General features: G+C 35.0%; 14 protein-coding genes. 4 read left to right on the forward strand and 10 right to left on the reverse strand.

Translation table 11 applies throughout. The features are described from left to right. The first annotated feature begins 41 nt into the window (after window positions 1–41). Window positions 42–1508 carry a tagaturonate reductase gene (locus tag DFR57_RS02015; RefSeq protein WP_114351457.1) on the forward strand — a complete coding sequence of 489 codons (1467 nt, stop codon included), beginning with the start codon at window positions 42–44 and terminating at the stop codon, window positions 1506–1508. Continuing rightward, window positions 1501–2988 carry a UxaA family hydrolase gene (locus DFR57_RS02020; RefSeq protein ID WP_114351458.1) on the forward strand — a complete coding sequence of 496 codons (1488 nt, stop codon included), beginning with the start codon at window positions 1501–1503 and terminating at the stop codon, window positions 2986–2988. Before DFR57_RS02015 ends, DFR57_RS02020 begins: the two co-directional genes overlap by 8 nt. 167 nt (window positions 2989–3155) lie before the next feature. On the opposite strand, the gene DFR57_RS02025 is transcribed toward DFR57_RS02020, so the two are convergent. Both DFR57_RS02025 and DFR57_RS02030 read right to left on the reverse strand, forming a co-directional pair. Further along, a complete protein-coding gene (locus tag DFR57_RS02025; protein WP_114351459.1) occupies window positions 3156–5333 on the reverse strand; it encodes a DNA topoisomerase III in 2178 nt (725 codons plus the stop codon). Between the two features lie 114 nt (window positions 5334–5447). Next, on the reverse strand, window positions 5448–6089 hold the full coding sequence (locus DFR57_RS02030; protein WP_114351460.1) for an O-methyltransferase: 642 nt from the start codon (window positions 6087–6089) through the stop codon (window positions 5448–5450). Window positions 6090–6495: 406 nt separating this feature from the next. Between DFR57_RS02030 and DFR57_RS02035 the strand changes: the two genes are divergently transcribed. Continuing rightward, entirely contained in the window at window positions 6496–7149 is a 654-nt protein-coding gene (locus DFR57_RS02035) for a YczE/YyaS/YitT family protein (RefSeq protein WP_114351461.1), read from the forward strand. 48 nt (window positions 7150–7197) lie between these two features. Here DFR57_RS02035 and melA read toward each other — a convergent pair whose 3' ends face one another. The 8 genes from melA to DFR57_RS02075 form a co-directional block, all read right to left on the reverse strand. After that, a complete protein-coding gene (gene melA / locus DFR57_RS02040; RefSeq protein WP_114351462.1) occupies window positions 7198–8496 on the reverse strand; it encodes an alpha-glucosidase/alpha-galactosidase in 1299 nt (432 codons plus the stop codon). Between the two features lie 122 nt (window positions 8497–8618). Next, window positions 8619–9500 (reverse strand): AraC family transcriptional regulator, encoded by an 882-nt coding sequence (locus tag DFR57_RS02045; RefSeq protein WP_114351463.1) that lies wholly within the window; start codon window positions 9498–9500, stop codon window positions 8619–8621. 140 nt (window positions 9501–9640) lie between these two features. Next, window positions 9641–11359: a sensor histidine kinase gene (locus DFR57_RS02050; RefSeq protein WP_170132875.1), complete on the reverse strand. Its 1719-nt coding sequence runs from the start codon at window positions 11357–11359 to the stop codon at window positions 9641–9643. A 45-nt stretch (window positions 11360–11404) separates the two neighbouring features. Then, complete coding sequence (locus DFR57_RS02055; protein WP_114351465.1) at window positions 11405–12040, reverse strand: YesL family protein; 636 nt, start codon at window positions 12038–12040, stop codon at window positions 11405–11407. A gap of 19 nt (window positions 12041–12059) precedes the next feature. Further along, window positions 12060–12908 carry a carbohydrate ABC transporter permease gene (locus tag DFR57_RS02060; protein ID WP_245937364.1) on the reverse strand — a complete coding sequence of 283 codons (849 nt, stop codon included), beginning with the start codon at window positions 12906–12908 and terminating at the stop codon, window positions 12060–12062. Between the two features lie 30 nt (window positions 12909–12938). Then, the gene (locus tag DFR57_RS02065; RefSeq protein WP_114351467.1) at window positions 12939–13874 is read right to left on the reverse strand and encodes a carbohydrate ABC transporter permease; all 936 of its coding nucleotides are present in this window, start codon (window positions 13872–13874) and stop codon (window positions 12939–12941) included. Between the two features lie 66 nt (window positions 13875–13940). After that, window positions 13941–15209: an ABC transporter substrate-binding protein gene (locus DFR57_RS02070; protein WP_114351468.1), complete on the reverse strand. Its 1269-nt coding sequence runs from the start codon at window positions 15207–15209 to the stop codon at window positions 13941–13943. A 228-nt stretch (window positions 15210–15437) separates the two neighbouring features. After that, window positions 15438–16826: a response regulator transcription factor gene (locus DFR57_RS02075; protein WP_114351469.1), complete on the reverse strand. Its 1389-nt coding sequence runs from the start codon at window positions 16824–16826 to the stop codon at window positions 15438–15440. A 165-nt stretch (window positions 16827–16991) separates the two neighbouring features. Between DFR57_RS02075 and DFR57_RS02080 the strand changes: the two genes are divergently transcribed. Beyond that, window positions 16992–18623 (forward strand): ABC-F family ATP-binding cassette domain-containing protein, encoded by a 1632-nt coding sequence (locus DFR57_RS02080; protein WP_114351470.1) that lies wholly within the window; start codon window positions 16992–16994, stop codon window positions 18621–18623. Window positions 18624–18651: the final 28 nt, after the last annotated feature.

Raw genomic sequence — 18651 nt, forward strand, 5'->3', positions numbered from 1 at the left:
AATAACAACGTTGTTATAATATTGCTCGAGGAGGATTGTTAATGAAAAAGTTATCAAAAGAAATTGTTGAAAAACAGATTTACCCAGAACGAGTACTGCAATTTGGTGAAGGAAACTTTTTACGTGCTTTTGTTGATTGGCAAATTGATGTCATGAATGAAGCAGGTGTTTTTAACGGAAGTGTTGTCGTTGTTCAACCAATTAAACAAGGCTTAGTAAGTAAATTAAATCAACAAGATGGCTTATATACAATGCTTTTGAATGGTTATAAGGATGGTTCGCCAGTTAAGGAAAAACGCATTATTCAGTCTATTAGTCGATCTATTAATCCCTATGAAAATTTGGAAGACTATCTCGCTTTAGCTAAGCAAAAGGATTTAGAATTTATTTTTTCAAACACAACAGAAGCTGGTATTGTTTTTAATGAAAATGACCGGTTAGAGGATGAATTACCAAAATCATTTCCAGCAAAGATAACAGCATTTCTTTACCAACGCTTTTTGCATTTTGATGGTGATGTAAACAAAGGTATGACGATTATCCCGTGTGAACTAATTGATCGAAATGGAGACTTCTTAAAAAAATATGTTCTACAATACGCATCATTATGGAAACTTCCAAAAGCATTTACAGATTGGTTGGAGGAAGCGAACACTTTCTGTTGTAGCTTAGTCGACCGGATTGTACCTGGATATCCTAAAGATAAGGAAGAGTCACTTAAAAATGAATTAGGCTATCAAGATGACTTAATGGTAGTTGGCGAATACTATCATCAATGGGTGATTGAAGCTCCAAACTCAGTAAGAAAAAGCTTTCCAGCAGATAAGGCAGTGCTGAACACATTGTACGTGGAGGATCTGAATCCTTACCGGACACGTAAAGTGAAAATTTTAAACGGCACACACTCCGCAATGACGCCAGTAGCTTATCTTGCAGGTATTGATACGGTTAAAGAAGCGGTAGAAGATAAATTAGTTGGATCTTATATCCAATCGCTTCTTTTTGATGAAATTTTGAAGACTATTGATTTTCCTGAAAAAGAACTAACTAAGTTTACAGAAGACGTACTTGATCGTTTCCGTAACCCCTATATTCAACATTTCTTAATAAATATTTCATTAAATTCTGTAGCAAAATTTGCAACACGCGATTTACCAACATTGTTAGAGTACCATTCTATAAAAAAAGAAATTCCAGAAAAACTAGCTTTTGCTTTTGCTGCCTTAATCCTCTTCTATCAAGGCAAAAGAGGAGAAGAATCCATTGATCTTAAAGATGATGAAGATGTATTAAGCTTTTTCCAAGAGCAATGGGATAGTTATGATGGCTCACAACAAAAAATTTCCCAAATGGTAGGTAATGTTCTTGCACAGGAAAAATGGTGGGGCGAAAACCTTAATACGTATGTTGGACTTAGTGAGAAAATAGCTACGCACCTTTATAAAATGGAACAAGAAGGCGTTCGTAAGGCTTTAATAGAATTAATGGGAGCTGAAATAGATGCGTAAGTTCATTCACTTGCAGAAAGAAGATAATGTAGTCGTTGCCTTACAGAATCTTAAATCTGGCACCACTCTATCAGTTGATGATGCAGTAATTACGCTTAAAGAGGACATCCCACAAGGTCATAAAATAGCGGTTACTCCGATTGCCAGTACGGCTGATGTAATAAAGTACGGGTTTCCAATAGGGCATGCTATAGAACCGATTGAAGCGGGTTCACGTGTACACATAACCAATATGAAAACAAACCTAACAGGCATCGAGAATTACGTTTATGAACCAAAAGAGACAAAGAACCCTTATGAAAATGAAAATCGTTTTTTTCAAGGCTATCGACGAAAGGATGGAAATGTAGGGATTCGTAATGAGCTGTGGATTGTACCTACTGTTGGCTGCGTAAATGGTGTTGCAGATTATATCTTAAAACAATTTAAAAAAGAAATTGGAGATTTGGCACCTTTTGATCAAGCATTAGTCATGTCGCATCAGTATGGATGTTCCCAACTTGGGGATGACCATCAAAACACAAAACAAATTCTATCAGACATCGTTTTACACCCAAATGCAGGTGGTGTTCTTGTTCTCGGTTTAGGTTGTGAGAATAATATTGTGGAAGAATTTGAAGAAGGTTTAGGCGATTATGATCGAGAGCGCATTCGGTTTCTAGTTTCTCAGGATGTATCGGATGAAATTGAAGAAGGTGTAAAACTATTAAAAGAAATTTACCAAGTTGCCCATGAAGATAAGCGTGAAACCATTCCATTATCAGAATTGAAGGTTGGTCTAAAATGTGGTGGATCTGATGGTTTATCAGGTATAACAGCTAATCCCCTACTCGGCCTTTTTTCAGATTATCTGGTGGCTCAAGGTGGTACAACGGTATTAACAGAGGTACCTGAAATGTTTGGTGCAGAAACGATTTTAATGGAAAGAGCAGAGAATGAACAAATATTTCATGATACGGTTAACATGATTAATGATTTCAAGGAATATTTTATGAAAAATGAGCAGCCTGTTTATGAAAATCCATCCCCAGGAAACAAGGCAGGAGGAATTACAACGTTAGAGGATAAATCTTTGGGTTGCACACAAAAAGCTGGGACATCACTAGTTAAAGGTGTACTTAAATATGGAGATCGTCTCGAGTCACACGGGTTAAATCTATTAAGTGCTCCAGGTAATGATTTAGTTGCAGCATCGGCTTTAGCTGCTTCTGGATGTCATCTTGTATTATTTACAACCGGAAGAGGTACACCTTTTGGAACATTTGTACCAACGCTAAAAATCTCATCGAATACTGCGTTGTATGAGAAAAAACCGCATTGGATGGATTTCAATGCTGGGGTATTACTAGAATCTGAAAAAGACGAGGTCCTAAAAAAATTCAGTGATTATGTCATTGAAGTTGCAAATGGAAAGCCAGCACAAAATGAAATAAATGATTACCGGGAGTTAGCCATTTTCAAAAAAGGTGTGACACTCTAGTATATGTGGCTTAATGAAAAAAGTTGTGCTACTTAATTCTGGGTGAGTTTTGGCATAGGCGTCTTTTGCCACTGATAAATATAGTTAAAAGAAATTAAGCCGGCTACTTCGCCAACCGTTATATGAAAAAGCGACACTTCTTATTAAAAAGAAAGTATCGCTTTTTTCTAGTCTTTTTTCAATTTTTTAAGTGCTTCAGCTAATGCTGGATTGGTGAAGCCTTCATCTTGTTTTTTCATGTACTTATTCACATCGCGTTTGTCCGCTTTATTCTTCCCTTGTTTATTTCTTCTTTTCTGAAAGTTACTCAATTTTTCACGGTAACCGCAAACACAACTAAATGTTTGCGCCTCACCTTGTCCACGCATTTCCATACGTTTATGGCATTTCGGACACCTTGCATTTGTCTTCTTTGCGATATGCTTTTTCTCACCACAAGAACGATCCTGACAAACAAGCATACGTCCATTTTTCCCGTTAATTTCTAGCATGAGCTTCCCGCAAGTCGGACACTTGGTACCGGTCATGTTGTCATGCTTGAATTTAACATCTTTACGTTTGATTTCTTGGACCACTTGTTGGGTATATTCTTTTATTTCTTTAATAAAAGCGTCTTTCCCTGTTTTTCCATTCGCAATTTGGGCAAGCTTTTCTTCCCATGCTGCCGTTAATAGAGGTGATTTTAAATCCTTTGGAACTAGATCTAATAATTGCTTACCTTTAGAGGTTAGATGTAAATACTTCCCTCGTTTTTCCATGTAAAACGTATTAAATAGTTTTTCAATAATATCCGCTCTAGTTGCAACTGTTCCTAAGCCTCCAGTAGCTTTCAATGTGTTCTTTGCATCTTTTTCACTTTCCTGCAAAAACTTAGCTGGATTTTCCATTGCTTCTAGAAGGGTACCTTCTGTTAACCTTTCAGGTGGCTTTGTTTCACCCTCTACAAGCTTAAATTGAAGGCCATCTAATGTGGATCCTTGTTTGATATCCGGTAAGACCTGGTCGTCCTTGTCCACTGATTCTCCCGGATCTCCTTTTGCATAAACCTCTTTATAACCAAGAGCTACTACATTCTTTCCGCTCGCATAAAATTTCTCCTGGTTTACATCTACTTGAAACGTCACTTGTTCATATTGATAAGGTGGCATGAGTACCGCTAAAAATCGCTTCACAACTAAATCATAAATTTTTCGTTCTTGATCTGACAATTCAGACAAGTATACTTCTTGTTCTGTTGGAATAATCGCATGGTGATCCGACACCTTCGCATTATTTACAAAAGAACCATTTGTCTTAATTGGTCGCTGCTTAATTTTATTAGCTATATTTGCGTATGGCCCCACACCACAAGCAGATAATCGATCCTTTAAAGTCGGAACAATATCGGTTGAGATAAATTTAGAATCGGTTCTTGGGTAGGTTAATACTTTATGTTGTTCATATAATTTCTGCATAAGAGAAAGCGTTTGTTTCCCTGAAAAGTTAAAAATTCGGTTCGCGTCTCTTTGTAGCTCCGTTAAATCGTAAAGCGGGGGCGCAAAGCTTTTTTTCTCTTTTTTATCGATTTTTTGAACGGTTCCTGTTTGGTTCTTTACTCGGTTAAGAAGCTCATCTGCCTTTTTCTTATCAAAAATTCTACTCTGGTTTTGTTTATCCTTCCACGTTAAGGTTACACCCGTTATTGTCTTTGCTTGTAGCTGATAAAAGGTTTTCGGTTTGAATCGATTGATCTCATCTTCACGTGCAGCGATCATCGTTAAAGTTGGAGTTTGGACCCTCCCACCAGAAAGCTGCGCATTAAATTTTGTAGTTAAAGCACGAGTTGCATTTAAACCAACATACCAGTCCGCTTCCGAGCGTGCTACTGCAGAGGCATATAAATTTTCATATTGTTTGCCTGGTTTTAAGTTTTGAAATCCATCTTTAATTGCTTTATCGGTGACGGAGGATATCCATAACCTTTTCACCGGCTTTTTTACACGTGCTTTTTCTAAAATCCACCGTGCGACCAATTCTCCTTCTCGTCCTGCGTCTGTTGCAATAACAATATCTTTTACATCTTTTCTAATAATTTGAGATTTTACAGTTTGGAACTGCTTCCCTGTTTGCTTCATAACCACAAGCTTTAATGGGCTTGGAAGCATTGGCAGATCATCTAATTTCCATGTTTTATATTTATTGTCATAGGCATCTGGATCCGCTAATGTTACTAAGTGGCCTAATGCCCATGTAACAATATAGTCTGAACCCTCCATATAACCATTCGTTTTTTTGGTGCATTTTAATACACGTGCTATATCTCTTCCTACAGAGGGCTTCTCTGCAAGAACTAACGTTTTTGGCATCTGTGATACATCCTTTCGATAAACATACACTTAACATAACATAATCGTGGCACATCAAACATTATTGCCTTCTCATTTTTTAAAATGTTGAAGATTCCATAAACCTAAGGCTCACTATTTTTTTACTCTAGATACGGTTAATCCATCACCAATTGGAATTAGCATTGATTCTAACCTTGGATGATTGGCTACCGTTTCATTGAATTCTCTCATTGTCTCGGTATAACCTTTAGGCTTAACAGTTTCATCTATCACACTGCCTCCAGCAAGCACATTATCGCTAACGATTAAAGCACCAGGCTCTGCAAGCTGTATGCAATATTGTAAATAATTTTCATAATTCCCTTTATCTGCATCAATAAAGAAGAAATCAAATTTTTTCTGCTCTTCTACTAATTGTTGCAAACTTTCGACGGCTGATCCAGTTATATAAGATACTTGATCACCATACCCTGCTTTTGATAGATTATTACGCGCTAGCTCCGCATAGTTTTCCTTCAATTCAAGGGAAGTTAATGTACCCTCTTCACCAAATCCTCTAGCAAGACAGATCCCACTGTAGCCTCCTAAAGCACCTATCTCTAGTACATTTTCAGCTCCTGAAATCGATATAAGCATTGTAAGAAGCTTTCCGGATGAAGGTGAGACAGAAATAGAAGGCATCCCATTTTCTTTAATAGACGAAATCACTTCTTCTAGAAGCCCATCTTGTTCATCCACAAATACAGAATTGATATAGTTATTCATTTTATTCATAGCTATTCGTTTCTTCCTTTCTAAATTAAAAGTTGTTTTATATACGTTGAAGATGTAATGTATGCCGTACTTTTCATTCCGCATTAACTAGCTTTCTACCTCTTATTCTATCTGCTTTACTTTTATTTCACCATTATTTTCATTTTCAGCTTCTAATTTATCTAGAGTTTATTGATGTAGAAAATTAATTACTAATTCTATTACTTTTATTACCCAAAATTGATTTCAAGCCATTTAGAGAGATGCTAGCTATAATTACATGGAGAGGAGTCAAGTCTAAACTTTCTAGCTTCTCACACATTAAAAATTCAACACTGTTTTCTTTATACCTACTTACAATTTAGACTCTAATCCTATATAATTAGCAAAGAACAGAGACAGATAAATAAAAAACGGGGATAATCAAATGGATAAATTAAAACAACGAAGAATTTTAATGATGTTTATAGGAAACTTATTTATTGGAATAGCAGTTGCTTTACTTCGAATTAGTACATTAGGAACAGATCCTTTTTCCACGATGAATTTAGGAGTGAGTGGCTTTTTAGATATAAGCTTTGGTGTTTATCAGCTTCTTTTTAACATTGTATTGTTAGGTGTTGTGTTTTATTTTGCCAAGCATACGATTGGCTATGGCACGCTTGTCAATATGGTCGGCATTGGATTTGTATCTGACTTTTTTGTGCATAGCTATGGTCTATTTTTTGGCGATGATATAATGCTGCTTGGTAGAATTTTAATGATGAGTACAGCAGTACTTATTGCAAGTATTGGCGTGGCATTGTATATGACCCCAAATTTAGGTGTAGCTCCATATGACGCATTAGCATTAGTTATTCAGAAGGTATCAAAGGATAAAATTTCCTTCCCCATCGCTCGGATCATGACGGATGTAACTAGTGTTATTATTGGATTCTCTTTTGGCGCGGTTGTTGGAGTTGCTACAGTCGTTATGGCCTTTTTTACTGGACCTTTTGTACAATTTTTCAGAAAGCGTTTAGCAGAACCAATGCTTAAAGAAAAAGATATTTTAAAAGCGGACCCAGTCCCAGCAAAATAAAGATTTGTAAAAAGCATCATCTCCAATTTTAGAGATGATGCTTTTTTATTAATTATATTCAGGTAACCAATCACCATGGGCTTCGATTAAATCATCACAAAGTTGAACAATATCTTCCATTGATAACTCCGCTGCAGTGTGTGGATCTAAAAGTGCTGCTTGATAAATTTTTTCTTTTTTCAGCGTTAAAGCAGCTTCAATCGTTAACAACTGTGTATTAATATTGGTTCTATTTAGTGCTGCTAATTGCTCTGGTAAGTCTCCTACGTATGTTGGCGCAATACCGCTTGCATCAACTAAACAAGGCACTTCTACTACCGCATTATTTGGTAGATTACTAATTAATCCGCCGGTATTCAGTACATTACCACCGATTTTAAAAGGCTTATTTGACTCCATCGCTTCAATAATATAGGATCCATATTCATGGGTCCGTTCATGTGTGAGATTTTGATCGTTTACGATATCATCTCGCATTTTTTTCCAGTCTTCAATCTGGTTCACACATCTTCGTGGATATTCATCTAATGGAATATTAAATTTTTCAATTAAATCAGGATAGTTCGACTTAATAAAGTAGGGATGATATTCCGCAGTATGCTCAGATGATTCTGTATTATAGTACCCAAAACGCTCCATGATTTCAAAACGGACCATATCATTATGTTTTTCATTTTGTTTCTCTCGGGCTCGTTTTTTGATTTCTGGATAAAGGTCCTTCCCATCACGCGTAATTTCTAATAACCAGGCCATGTGATTAATTCCGGCAATCTTCCATTGAATATTATCCGCTTCCATTTCAAGTGACTTAAGTAAATCTGGGGCACATACTTGCACGCTATGGCAGAGGCCAACAGTTTTAATCCCTTCCTTTAACATGACATTGGTTAAAACAGCCATTGGATTCGTGTAATTTAAGAACCATGCATCTGGACAAACTTCTTTCATGTCACGTGCGAATTCTTGCATAACTGGAATCGTGCGGAGATTTCTAAATATCCCACCAATTCCTAATGTATCCGCAATCGTTTGGCGGAGATTATATTTTTTTGGAACTTCAAAATCCGTGATGGTACAGGGATCGTACCCACCTACTTGAATTGCATTGATTACATACTTCGCTTCACGCAAAGCTTCTTTTCGATCATGATAGGAAACAATGTTAACTGTTGATTTTAGACTTTGCTTTAAGTTATTTAGCATACGTTCAGAATCGTCTAATCTTTCTTGGTCAATATCAAATAAGGCAAACTCAAAATCCTGCAGGGCATCAACTGACATACAGTCACCCAGTATATTCTTTGCAAAAACAGTACTTCCTGCGCCTAAAAAAGTAATTTTTTTCATTTTCATCCTCCATTCACACGCAATAAATTGCGCAACTAATTAGTGTTATCATCTATAGATTAATAGATAAGCGACGGGGAAACAATCGCAAATAAAATTTATATAGGTAAAATATTGCTTATTTAATCCAAGAAAAAATGATCCACAGGCATGATATTTTCGCTACTTCTATACACACTAGGAGAAACGTCCAGCATTTGCTTAAATACTTTACTAAAATAATTCCCATTACTAAATCCAACTAATATTGCAATTTCCTCGATAGTTCGTTCATTATCCTTCATATAAATAATCGCATGATTGATTCGTATTTTAGTTAAAAATTGCATCGGTGTCTCACCCACTGTTACTTTAAATAGCCTGGTGAAATGATATTTTGACAGACCGGATTTTGCTACAATATCCTCCAACGAAATAGCATGTTGATAGTTCTCTTTCATATAACGAACTGCTTTTTTGATAGTCACTGGCCATCCATCCTCATTTTTATGACCATACTCTAGGTAATGTAGACATTCCATCATAAAGCTGTATGCATAAGAAGAAGATTGATACGAACCCTCCATTCCAGTCGTTTGCATTTTCTCTATCACCCTTAGCACAAATTGAATGGGTTTTGCTTTCTCTGGAATCGAAGTTACATTTCCTGCTTTACTGGTAAATTTTTCATAAAAATAATCTGCGTCCTTTCCATAAATGGTGAAATAGATAAACTCCCATTTCTCTGATTGTCTTGGAAAATAGTACGTGTGGTCACTTGGTATTCTCACAAGAAATGCCTGTCCTTTTTTAAGTGTATAAATTTCGTCACCAAGTCGAAGCGCCCCTTCTCCGCTCAAGGTATACTGAAAAATAACTTTTCCATCCTCTTTGCGTGACAAACCATCCCAGTAATAATCATGATTCGTTTTTATCTCATATCCGAAGGCCTGTAAGCCAACCATCTGTTCTTGATGATCACCCTTTAACTTGAAGCCATAAGTTCCCAATTTTATATTCTTCATCTTAAAAAGCTCCCTTTCTTAAAATGTCATCCGACCTCTTTTTTTTTATCTTAGCGAAGAAAGTGAAAAGAAGCACGGGAAATTCCGTACTTCTCCATTTTAAATTCAATATTTAAATAATAATAGGACTGGCAAAATAATTAAAATGACTTTGGAATGATTAATTGTACAACAGTTCCTTCCCCTCGCTCACTTTCTAATCTAATCCTCGCTTCTTCCCCGTAATAAGAATGGAGCATTCTTTTGACATAGTTAAGACCAATTCCAATCCCTGTTCCTTTGTCTTTACTCTTGTTATTCATAAGCTGATCGATTTCTATCTGACTCAAACCAGATCCATTATCTTTTATAGAAATAACCAATTGATTATTTTCTTCATAAACCGTAACAACTATATGTCCATCTTCTTCAAGCCCGTGTTGGATAGAGTTTTCAGCGATAGGTTGTAATATGAATCTCGGAACTTTTGTATTTAATAGACTATCATGTACATTTAGAACGATGGTATAAGTAAAGTCATAGCGAATTTCTTGTAATGTAAAATATTGTGTTAGTGAATCTAATTCTTCACGAACCGTAGACAGCTTCCCTGATCTTTTCAAATTATAATACAATAACTTATTTAAAGCAGAGACCATCTTATCAATTTCATCTTGTTTATGGATGACAGCAAGCCAATGGACAGTATCTAATGTATTCATCAAAAAATGTGGATTAATCTGGTACATTAATTTCTCTATTTCAAGGTCAGCACGCTTTTTTTCTTTCCATTCGACTTCGGTTAATAATTCACCAATTTGAATTTTCATGTTTTGAAGCTGATTTAGCGTATGATCAAATTCAGGAATTTTTGTGGTAATCGTATTGGACTCTAAATTATTATTCGAAATCTCCTCAATCTCAGAATCAAAGATTCGTATTGGTTTGTAAACCATCTTCCATACTAACCATGAAATCAATAAACTGAATATACCGAAAATGATTGCTAAAAAAACCATTTGGCTAATCCATCTATCTTTTTCATGATCAAACTGTTTTTGTGGGATTAAAGAAACAATGCTGCATCCCTGTACATTGGTTGATTTAAACCAGTAATACCCCTCATTCTTTCCACTCATATCTGTTGACACTAATGAATGAAAATTATCATTTCTGGGAAAAGCGGATGATAATTCACTAAATGCAATTCTTCCCGTTTTATCTAGAATTAAATAAAATGAATTATTCATTTCTTGATTTATACTCAAAATATTCTTGGTAATACTAAAACTCGACTCTAAATATAGTGTAATAGTTCGGTTATTTGGCAACTCTATATCTCTAGTGATAGAAATAACATATTGTGTATTTAGAGGGTTATTACTTATATGAGGTCCATAATAAGTTATGTCATTAAATTCTCCGATAGACGGTAATTTATCTATGCTAAAATCATCTCTAACAAGCATGTTTCTATACAGGTGATCATCATTTTCTGCAATGTAAACGGCTAAACCAGCAGAAGCATTTGTATATGTAATATAATCCAATTCTTTTTGAATATCTTCTTCTAAAGAGGTTAATTTACTTTTATCATCCGTTTGTAAAAACTCATTAAATTTAATAGCTATACTACTAGGATATACTAATTGTTGAGAAGTCTGAGCAAGGTTTTCCATCGTATGATAGAGAGAAAGCTCCGTATGTTTTAAAGTATTTTTAGCACTAGTTTCAAGTTTACTATCTAAAATTGAATAGATTGCATTATATGAAAGTATAACTGATGAAAGAAAGGGGATTAAAGCTGCAATAGCAAATAGATAAACGATTCTGCGTCGCAAGGAAAAAGTTTGAATGACCTTCAGAATTTTTCGTTGCATAATACCCCCCCATTTTAATGCCATACATAAATCAAAGATATTTACTTATGTAGGCATTATTTCTCTTTCCGCTTGCTTAATTTTTATTTTTGTAAAAGCTTTATATGAGATATACATAGAAACAAAAGAAGTACTACTTGCAAAGAAGAAGATGAAAAATCCACTGAATAGTAGGATATAAATTATTATACTCCACACTAGCACCATAAGAATAGCATAATGAGGAAATCCGATTGTAATATACAATGCATGTTTATATACTTCCTTAAGATTTACATCATAATGGGTATAAACTGGCATCAAAAAAAGAAAGAAAAATAGAAATAGGACTGAAATAAAGGAAAAAGCTATCATAATGAATAAAGATAGGGAGTGATCGATCAAGATCGACCACCTCACTAACAATACTGATATGATAATGATAGGTGCTATTGACCACCCAAGTATATTGGTAGAAATAAAACTATCCTTATAAGTCTTAAAAAAAGTTTGAAATATAGGTTTTGTTTGCCCATTAATCCAAGATCGGATTAAATGATTACTAGATACTGTAGCTGGAAATACTCCAAACAAACCAATTCCTGCTACGGTAAATACTATCCACAAAATATTTAAATATGCTAACCGTGCTATCCAAAGTGTAACACTATACACCATTCCGCCAAGCCCATTAAAGCCCATAAAATATCTCTCCCTGCCTTTATTTAACCGCACCACTTAAAATATTATTAACAACGCGCTTTTCAAAAATAATATACAGAATTAATAATGGTAATATGGTGACAATTGTAAATGCTAATACCATAGGCCAATCTTGCATCCCCATACTATCTTTCAACATAAATAGTTGATATGGTAAAGTCCGCATCTCCTGAGAGGACGTAAACGCCAAGACAAACGGAAATTCATTCCATGATTCTCTTAACGAAAAAATACTAACTGTAATTATTGCTGGTAATGAAATTGGTATTACCACGTGCCAGATGATCTGCCATGGTTTTGCCCCATCTATTGCTGCTGCCTCTTCTAGTGCTTTTGGAATTACTTTAAAGAAACCAGCTAAGATCCATGTAGCTAAAGGTATTGCAGTTGCGGCATAAGTTAATATCAAAGCAAAATAAGAATCGAGCATTCCTAGCGCTGCAATCCCTGTAAATAACGGAACAATTATACTTGCTCGAGGAATTATCCTTGGAACTAGAATGATCACTAATAATATATGACGAAATTTAAAAGCGTATCTTGCAAAAGCATAACCAGCCAAAATACTGATAAAAACAGACAGAACAGTAGTTGTTATTGCCAGAAAAACACTATTAAACAAATACCGCCAAAAGTTAGGATATTCAAACACACGTAAATAATTGTCAAAATTAAAACTTTCAGGCAGCAGTGATACAGGTGTTTGATAAACTTCAGTTGCTTCTTTAAATGAAGCAGAAACTGCCCATACCAATGGTAAAATTGTCCAAACCAAGAGTACAAATAATGGAATCCAATACCATCTATTGCTTAGCCACGTTCGTATATTATGAAAAAAACCTGTCATAACCACATTCATATCTCCCTTCTGTAACTATTAGTCTGCATAATTCACATTAAATATTTTCAAATAGATGACGCTTGTAACTACATTAAAGAATAAGATAATAACCATTACAGCACTACCCAATGAATATTGAAGTTCTCCAAAAGCTACGTTATACATATAAAGTGCCATAACTTCTGTCGAGCGTCCTGGCCCACCATTCGTTAATGGCAAAATAACATCAAACATATTAAAACTTGCAAAGCTCAACCAAATTAAGCTTATACCCATCATAGGTGCTATTAGTGGAAGTATTATTTTTCTTAAAATATGGATACGATGTGCGCCATCTATTTTTGCTGAGTCGAATAATTCAGGATCAACACTCTGTATTCCTGATAACAATACTAATGTCGCAAAAGGACATACGAACCATACATTAGCTAACACACAAACTAGTAATGCCCACCATGGATCTGCTAAAAAATTTACTGCGTCTAATCCAACTGTTTTTAGAATTAAATTTATTAATCCTACATCACCACTGAATAAAAAGCGGAACATAATAGCTGTCGCAATTCCAGAAATTAAGTATGGCACTAATGCCAAGGCTTTATAAAAATTACCGGTCCGTTTGCATTTATATAAACTAAGTGCAAAGCTTAATGACAATGCCAAACCTAAAACGACACTTCCAAACACAAATATTAACGAGATAAATAAGGAATTCAAAAATATCTCATCCGTAAATAAATAGATGTAATTTTCAAGACCAACAAAAGGAGCGTCACCAAATGATAATCGGATATCAAATAAAGACATTAATAATCCTGCTATAATCGCATATCCTAAAACTCCAATTACAAATAATACAGCTGGAAAAACTAAAATATATGGAATCATTTTCTTTCTGAATTTTGATTTCTTTTGTTCCTTTTTATTTTTTTCATTTTGCAAAGAATATTTTGTTTCTGAACCTGCAGCCATATATACCCTCCTTGATCTGTTAATGAAAGGGGAAGGAAAAGATATACCTTTCCTTCCACCATCACTTTAATTGTCTAGTTCATTTAATTTTTCTTGATATTCTGCTGCAATTTCCGCTGGATCTCTTTCCGTATTTTGCAAGGCTTCTTGTTGAACATCTACTAGAATATTCATAACTTCACCTTGATTGATATGAGAAGGCATGATTATTGTATTAGCAAATTCTTCTTCAAAATCAGCTGCCCAAGGCTTCGCTTCTACATATTCTTCACTTTGCATAACCTCAGAATTTGTCGTAGGCTGATAACGCTTTGCAACTTCGTCTACAATCTCTGTATCGCTTAGATATTTAAAAACTTCCATAACCGCTTCCGGATTTTCTGTATTCGAGCTTACCATCATAGGCCAACCCCAAATTTCATGTTGATTACTTTCCTGACCAGGACGCACAGGCTGTGGTGCAGCTGTCCATTCTTCCCCATAAGTCATTTCCTCTTGAATTAACGGGAATATATTATCTCCAATAGGTGCCATAGCTGCATTTCCACCGATAAATGCACCGCGCATTTCTCCTGAGGACCAAGAAATAGCACTAGGATCAATTAATTCTTCTCTCATTAATGTTTGATAGAAATCAATCAAGTAATGGCCAGCTTCAGAATCGATTTGAGGTAAACCGGTGCTAGAATACTCTCCACCCATCGATACAAACAAAGAACTAAACCACCATGCAGGGTGTTCTCTTCCACCCACTAACGCATAGCCTTCATGTTCATCTGTGTCTAACACTCTTGCTGCTTCAAGCAATTCATCGTAATCTGTTGGTATTTCTAATCCTTCCTCTTCAAACCAATCTTTTCTATACACATGCCAATATGGACCAACGTGAATACCCATGCCATAGACTTTATCTTCCCAGCTAGCAATATCCCACGCTTGACTTAATATTTTATTAAAACCATCAGCATCATCAGATTCCCATTGATCGACGTATTCAGATATATCCATTAAAGTGTCTTGAGACACCATCGTCCCAACATTATCATGAAAAACTTGCACAATATCAGGTTCATTACCTGCACTGTGATTTCTCATAAAATCAGAAACAGCTTGTTCTAGAGGAACAACATCAGCTTCTACACGAATATCTGGATGCTCTTCGTGGAATTTCTCAAAATTATCAGCAGGAATAAAATCTTCTCTACCAAACCAAACTTTTACTACTTTTTCACCAGAATCTCCATTTGAATCAGAAGAACTCTCATCGTCGTTTCCGCACGCAGCTAAAACGGATAAAAATAGAATAAAAATTAATGCTAAGCTCGCTTTCTTCATTTAACACCCTCCAGAATAACGAATTTTTAAAGCGTTTAACGAACAAACTAAAATAACCCCTTAGTTCACTCCTCCCATATCTTTGTAATCGCTTTACATATAAAATTCTAGCATATATAAAGCGCTTACAAATTAGGTAGATAGCTACTGTAAGGAGGTCATTTGAGTTTTATCTGTAATTTTGAAAAACTGAAAGTTCATATATCCTACCATCAAAAATCAGATATCTTACATTTCCCCATTTTTCCGAAAAACACTTGGCAATTGTCCTGTATAATCTTTAAAAAGCTTACTAAAATATTTTTCATCCATATAACCAATTTTTTCAGCTATCCAATATATTGATTCATTTGTGTGAAGCAATAATTCTTTTGCATATTCTAGACGAATTTCTCTTAGATAATGATTAAACGATTTTCCCACAATTTCTTTAAAACATTTATTAAAATAGCTTCTGCTCATATTTACTTCTTTCGCAATATAGTCTGCCGTCCAGGCTTCTTGCATATTGGATTGCATCATATCCAGCGCCAACCAAATACTTTTCATTACATCTGTTGCATAAAGATGTTTAGATTGAAAGTTAGAGTGAAAACGGAATCTATCAAGCCATCCTTTTAACTCTTGCCAATTCGAAAATTCATTTGGGCTGTCAAGCTGAAAAGTCATTACAAAGCTATATTTATCATTCCATCGTTCTACCATTTCAACCATTAAATTATAAAGATCTTCTTTTACAAAATGCTGCTCGTATATTATTGATAATAATTGCCCGTATAAATCATCATCCAACACCCATTTAAAATCATAAATTCTATTACGAATAGAACTTAGATTAATTCTACTATTTTGATTAATCCTCTCTATTTCTTTTAAAGATTTCTGATACAAATACTCATTTTCCCTTATATCATAAAACAACAGTTTACCATGGTATTCTTCTAAACACCTGTGAACCACAGAAGGAAAAGCACCTTCTACTCCATCTATTAAAACTAGATGCCACGCTTCTTTATATCTAACTACTTCTATTAAATTTTCCGTTATTTCCTCCACTGTTACTTTCTCACTTGGAACACAAATGATAATTTGATCGTTTACTTGTTGCACTTCACATTCATTGGTTATTTTATTTATTGAGTGAGGTGATACTTCAGATTCAGATGAGAAAATAGCTAGAACTTTTCCTGTTTCATATGTCCACTTCTGGTTATTGCTATTTTTAAAATGAGGAAGTTCTTTATTTATCCGATCTTCTAATCTCCGCAAAACATTGTGGAAGTTTTCTTTTTCTAATTGTACTTTAGTGATAAAGTCTATTGCGCCTAACCTTAAAGCTTCTTGAATATATTCAAAATCTTGATGTAAGGTTAATACGGCGATAAACACATTGGAATATAAATCATTGGTGATACGCATAAATTCCAAACCAGACATTTTAGGCATGTTTAGGTCAGTAATTACAAGATCAACTTTGTTATTCCTTAAAAAATCTAATGCCTTCTGTCCATTACTCGCTTCTCCTACCACCATCATATTAAATTCATTCCATGGCATTGCCGATACTAATCCTTTACGAACCAGCTGATCGTCTTCAACAATTAAAACTTTTATCACAATATTCCCCCTTGTCGCAGCTTAAATATATTTTTATACCTAGAATAACAAATATATTCTATTTTGAACGATTATATATTCTTAATATAACTGAAAGTTTGACTTCACACCATAAATCCCTTAAGCTAAATTTACGATATGATATAATGGAGGAATTGTGTAATTATGCTACAAGCAACGAATGTAAGTTTACGTTTTGGCGATAAAAAGCTATTTGAAGATGTCAATATAAAGTTTACCCCTGGGAATTGTTATGGATTAATTGGTGCCAATGGTGCAGGAAAATCAACGTTTTTAAAAGTATTGTCTGGAGATGTTGAGCCTCAATCCGGACACATCTCTCTTGGTAAAGATGAACGCCTTGCCGTGCTAGAGCAGGATCACTTTGCTTATGAAGAACAAGAGGTTTTACAAACAGTTATTATGGGACATAAGCGTTTATTTGAAGTAATGAATGAGAAAGATGCCATTTATGCTAAGGGTGAATTCACTGAAGAAGATGGCATGCGTGCTGCTGAACTTGAAGGTGAATTTGCGGAAATGAATGGTTGGGAAGCTGAATCAGATGCAGCTATTCTATTAAAGGGTCTAGGTATTCATGAAGACCTTCATACAAAAAGAATGGCAGAGCTTAATGGTTCTGAAAAAGTAAAGGTGTTACTTGCTCAAGCATTGTTTGGTAATCCAGATATTCTATTACTGGATGAGCCAACTAACCACTTGGATATTTTAGCAATCCAGTGGTTAGAAGAATTTTTAATCAACTTTAAAAATACCGTTATTGTTGTTTCCCACGACCGTCACTTTTTAAATAAAGTCTGTACACATATTGCAGATGTTGATTTCGGAAAAATTGAGATGTATGTCGGAAACTATGATTTCTGGTATGAATCAAGCCAATTAGCCTTGCAAATGGCTAAAGATCAAAACAAGAAAAAAGAAGAAAAAATAAAAGAGCTACAAAACTTCGTTGCCAGGTTTAGTGCTAACGCCTCAAAATCAAAACAAGCAACATCTCGTAAAAAGATGCTCGATAATATCACGCTTGATGATATTAAACCATCATCCAGACGTTATCCGTATGTTGCGTTTACACCTGATCGTGAAATCGGTAATGATTTACTTCGTGTAGATGGAATATCGAAAACGATAGATGGCGTTAAGGTATTAGATAATGTAAGTTTTACTCTTAACCCATATGATAAAGTAGCTTTTGTTGGTCGAAATGAATTAGCAAAATCTGTTTTACTGGATATTTTAGCTGGAGAAATGGAGCCTGATGAAGGAACATTCTCATGGGGAGTAACTACAAGTCAATCTTATTTCCCGAAAGATAACGCGAAATATTTTGAGGAAAACGACAAAACATTAGTTGAGTGGTTACGTCAATATTCACCTGATGACCAAACAGAAACTTTCTTACGTGGTTTCTTGGGTCGCATGCTTTTCTCTGGTGAAGAAGCGCTTAAAAAAGCAAACGTGTTGTCTGGTGGAGAAAAAGTACGTTGTATGCTTTCTAAGATGATGTTGAGTAACTCCAATGTCATTATTTTAGATGAGCCTACTAATCACCTTGATCTTGAATCCATTCAATCATTAAATAACGGCTTGATTAAGTTTAAGGGTTCCATCCTTTTCACTTCTCATGACCAACAGTTTGTCAATAGTATTGCAAACCGCCTTATTGAAATTACACCATCAGGGATTGTTGATAAAGAAATGTCCTATGATGAGTATGTTGCTGATCGTAAACTACAAAAGCAAATTGCTGAAATGTATGAAGGCGTAAAAGGCTAAGTAAAATTAAATAAACCATTAAAAAAGA

This window comes from Saliterribacillus persicus, assembly GCF_003337485.1.
GTDB lineage: Bacteria > Bacillota > Bacilli > Bacillales > Amphibacillaceae > Saliterribacillus > Saliterribacillus persicus.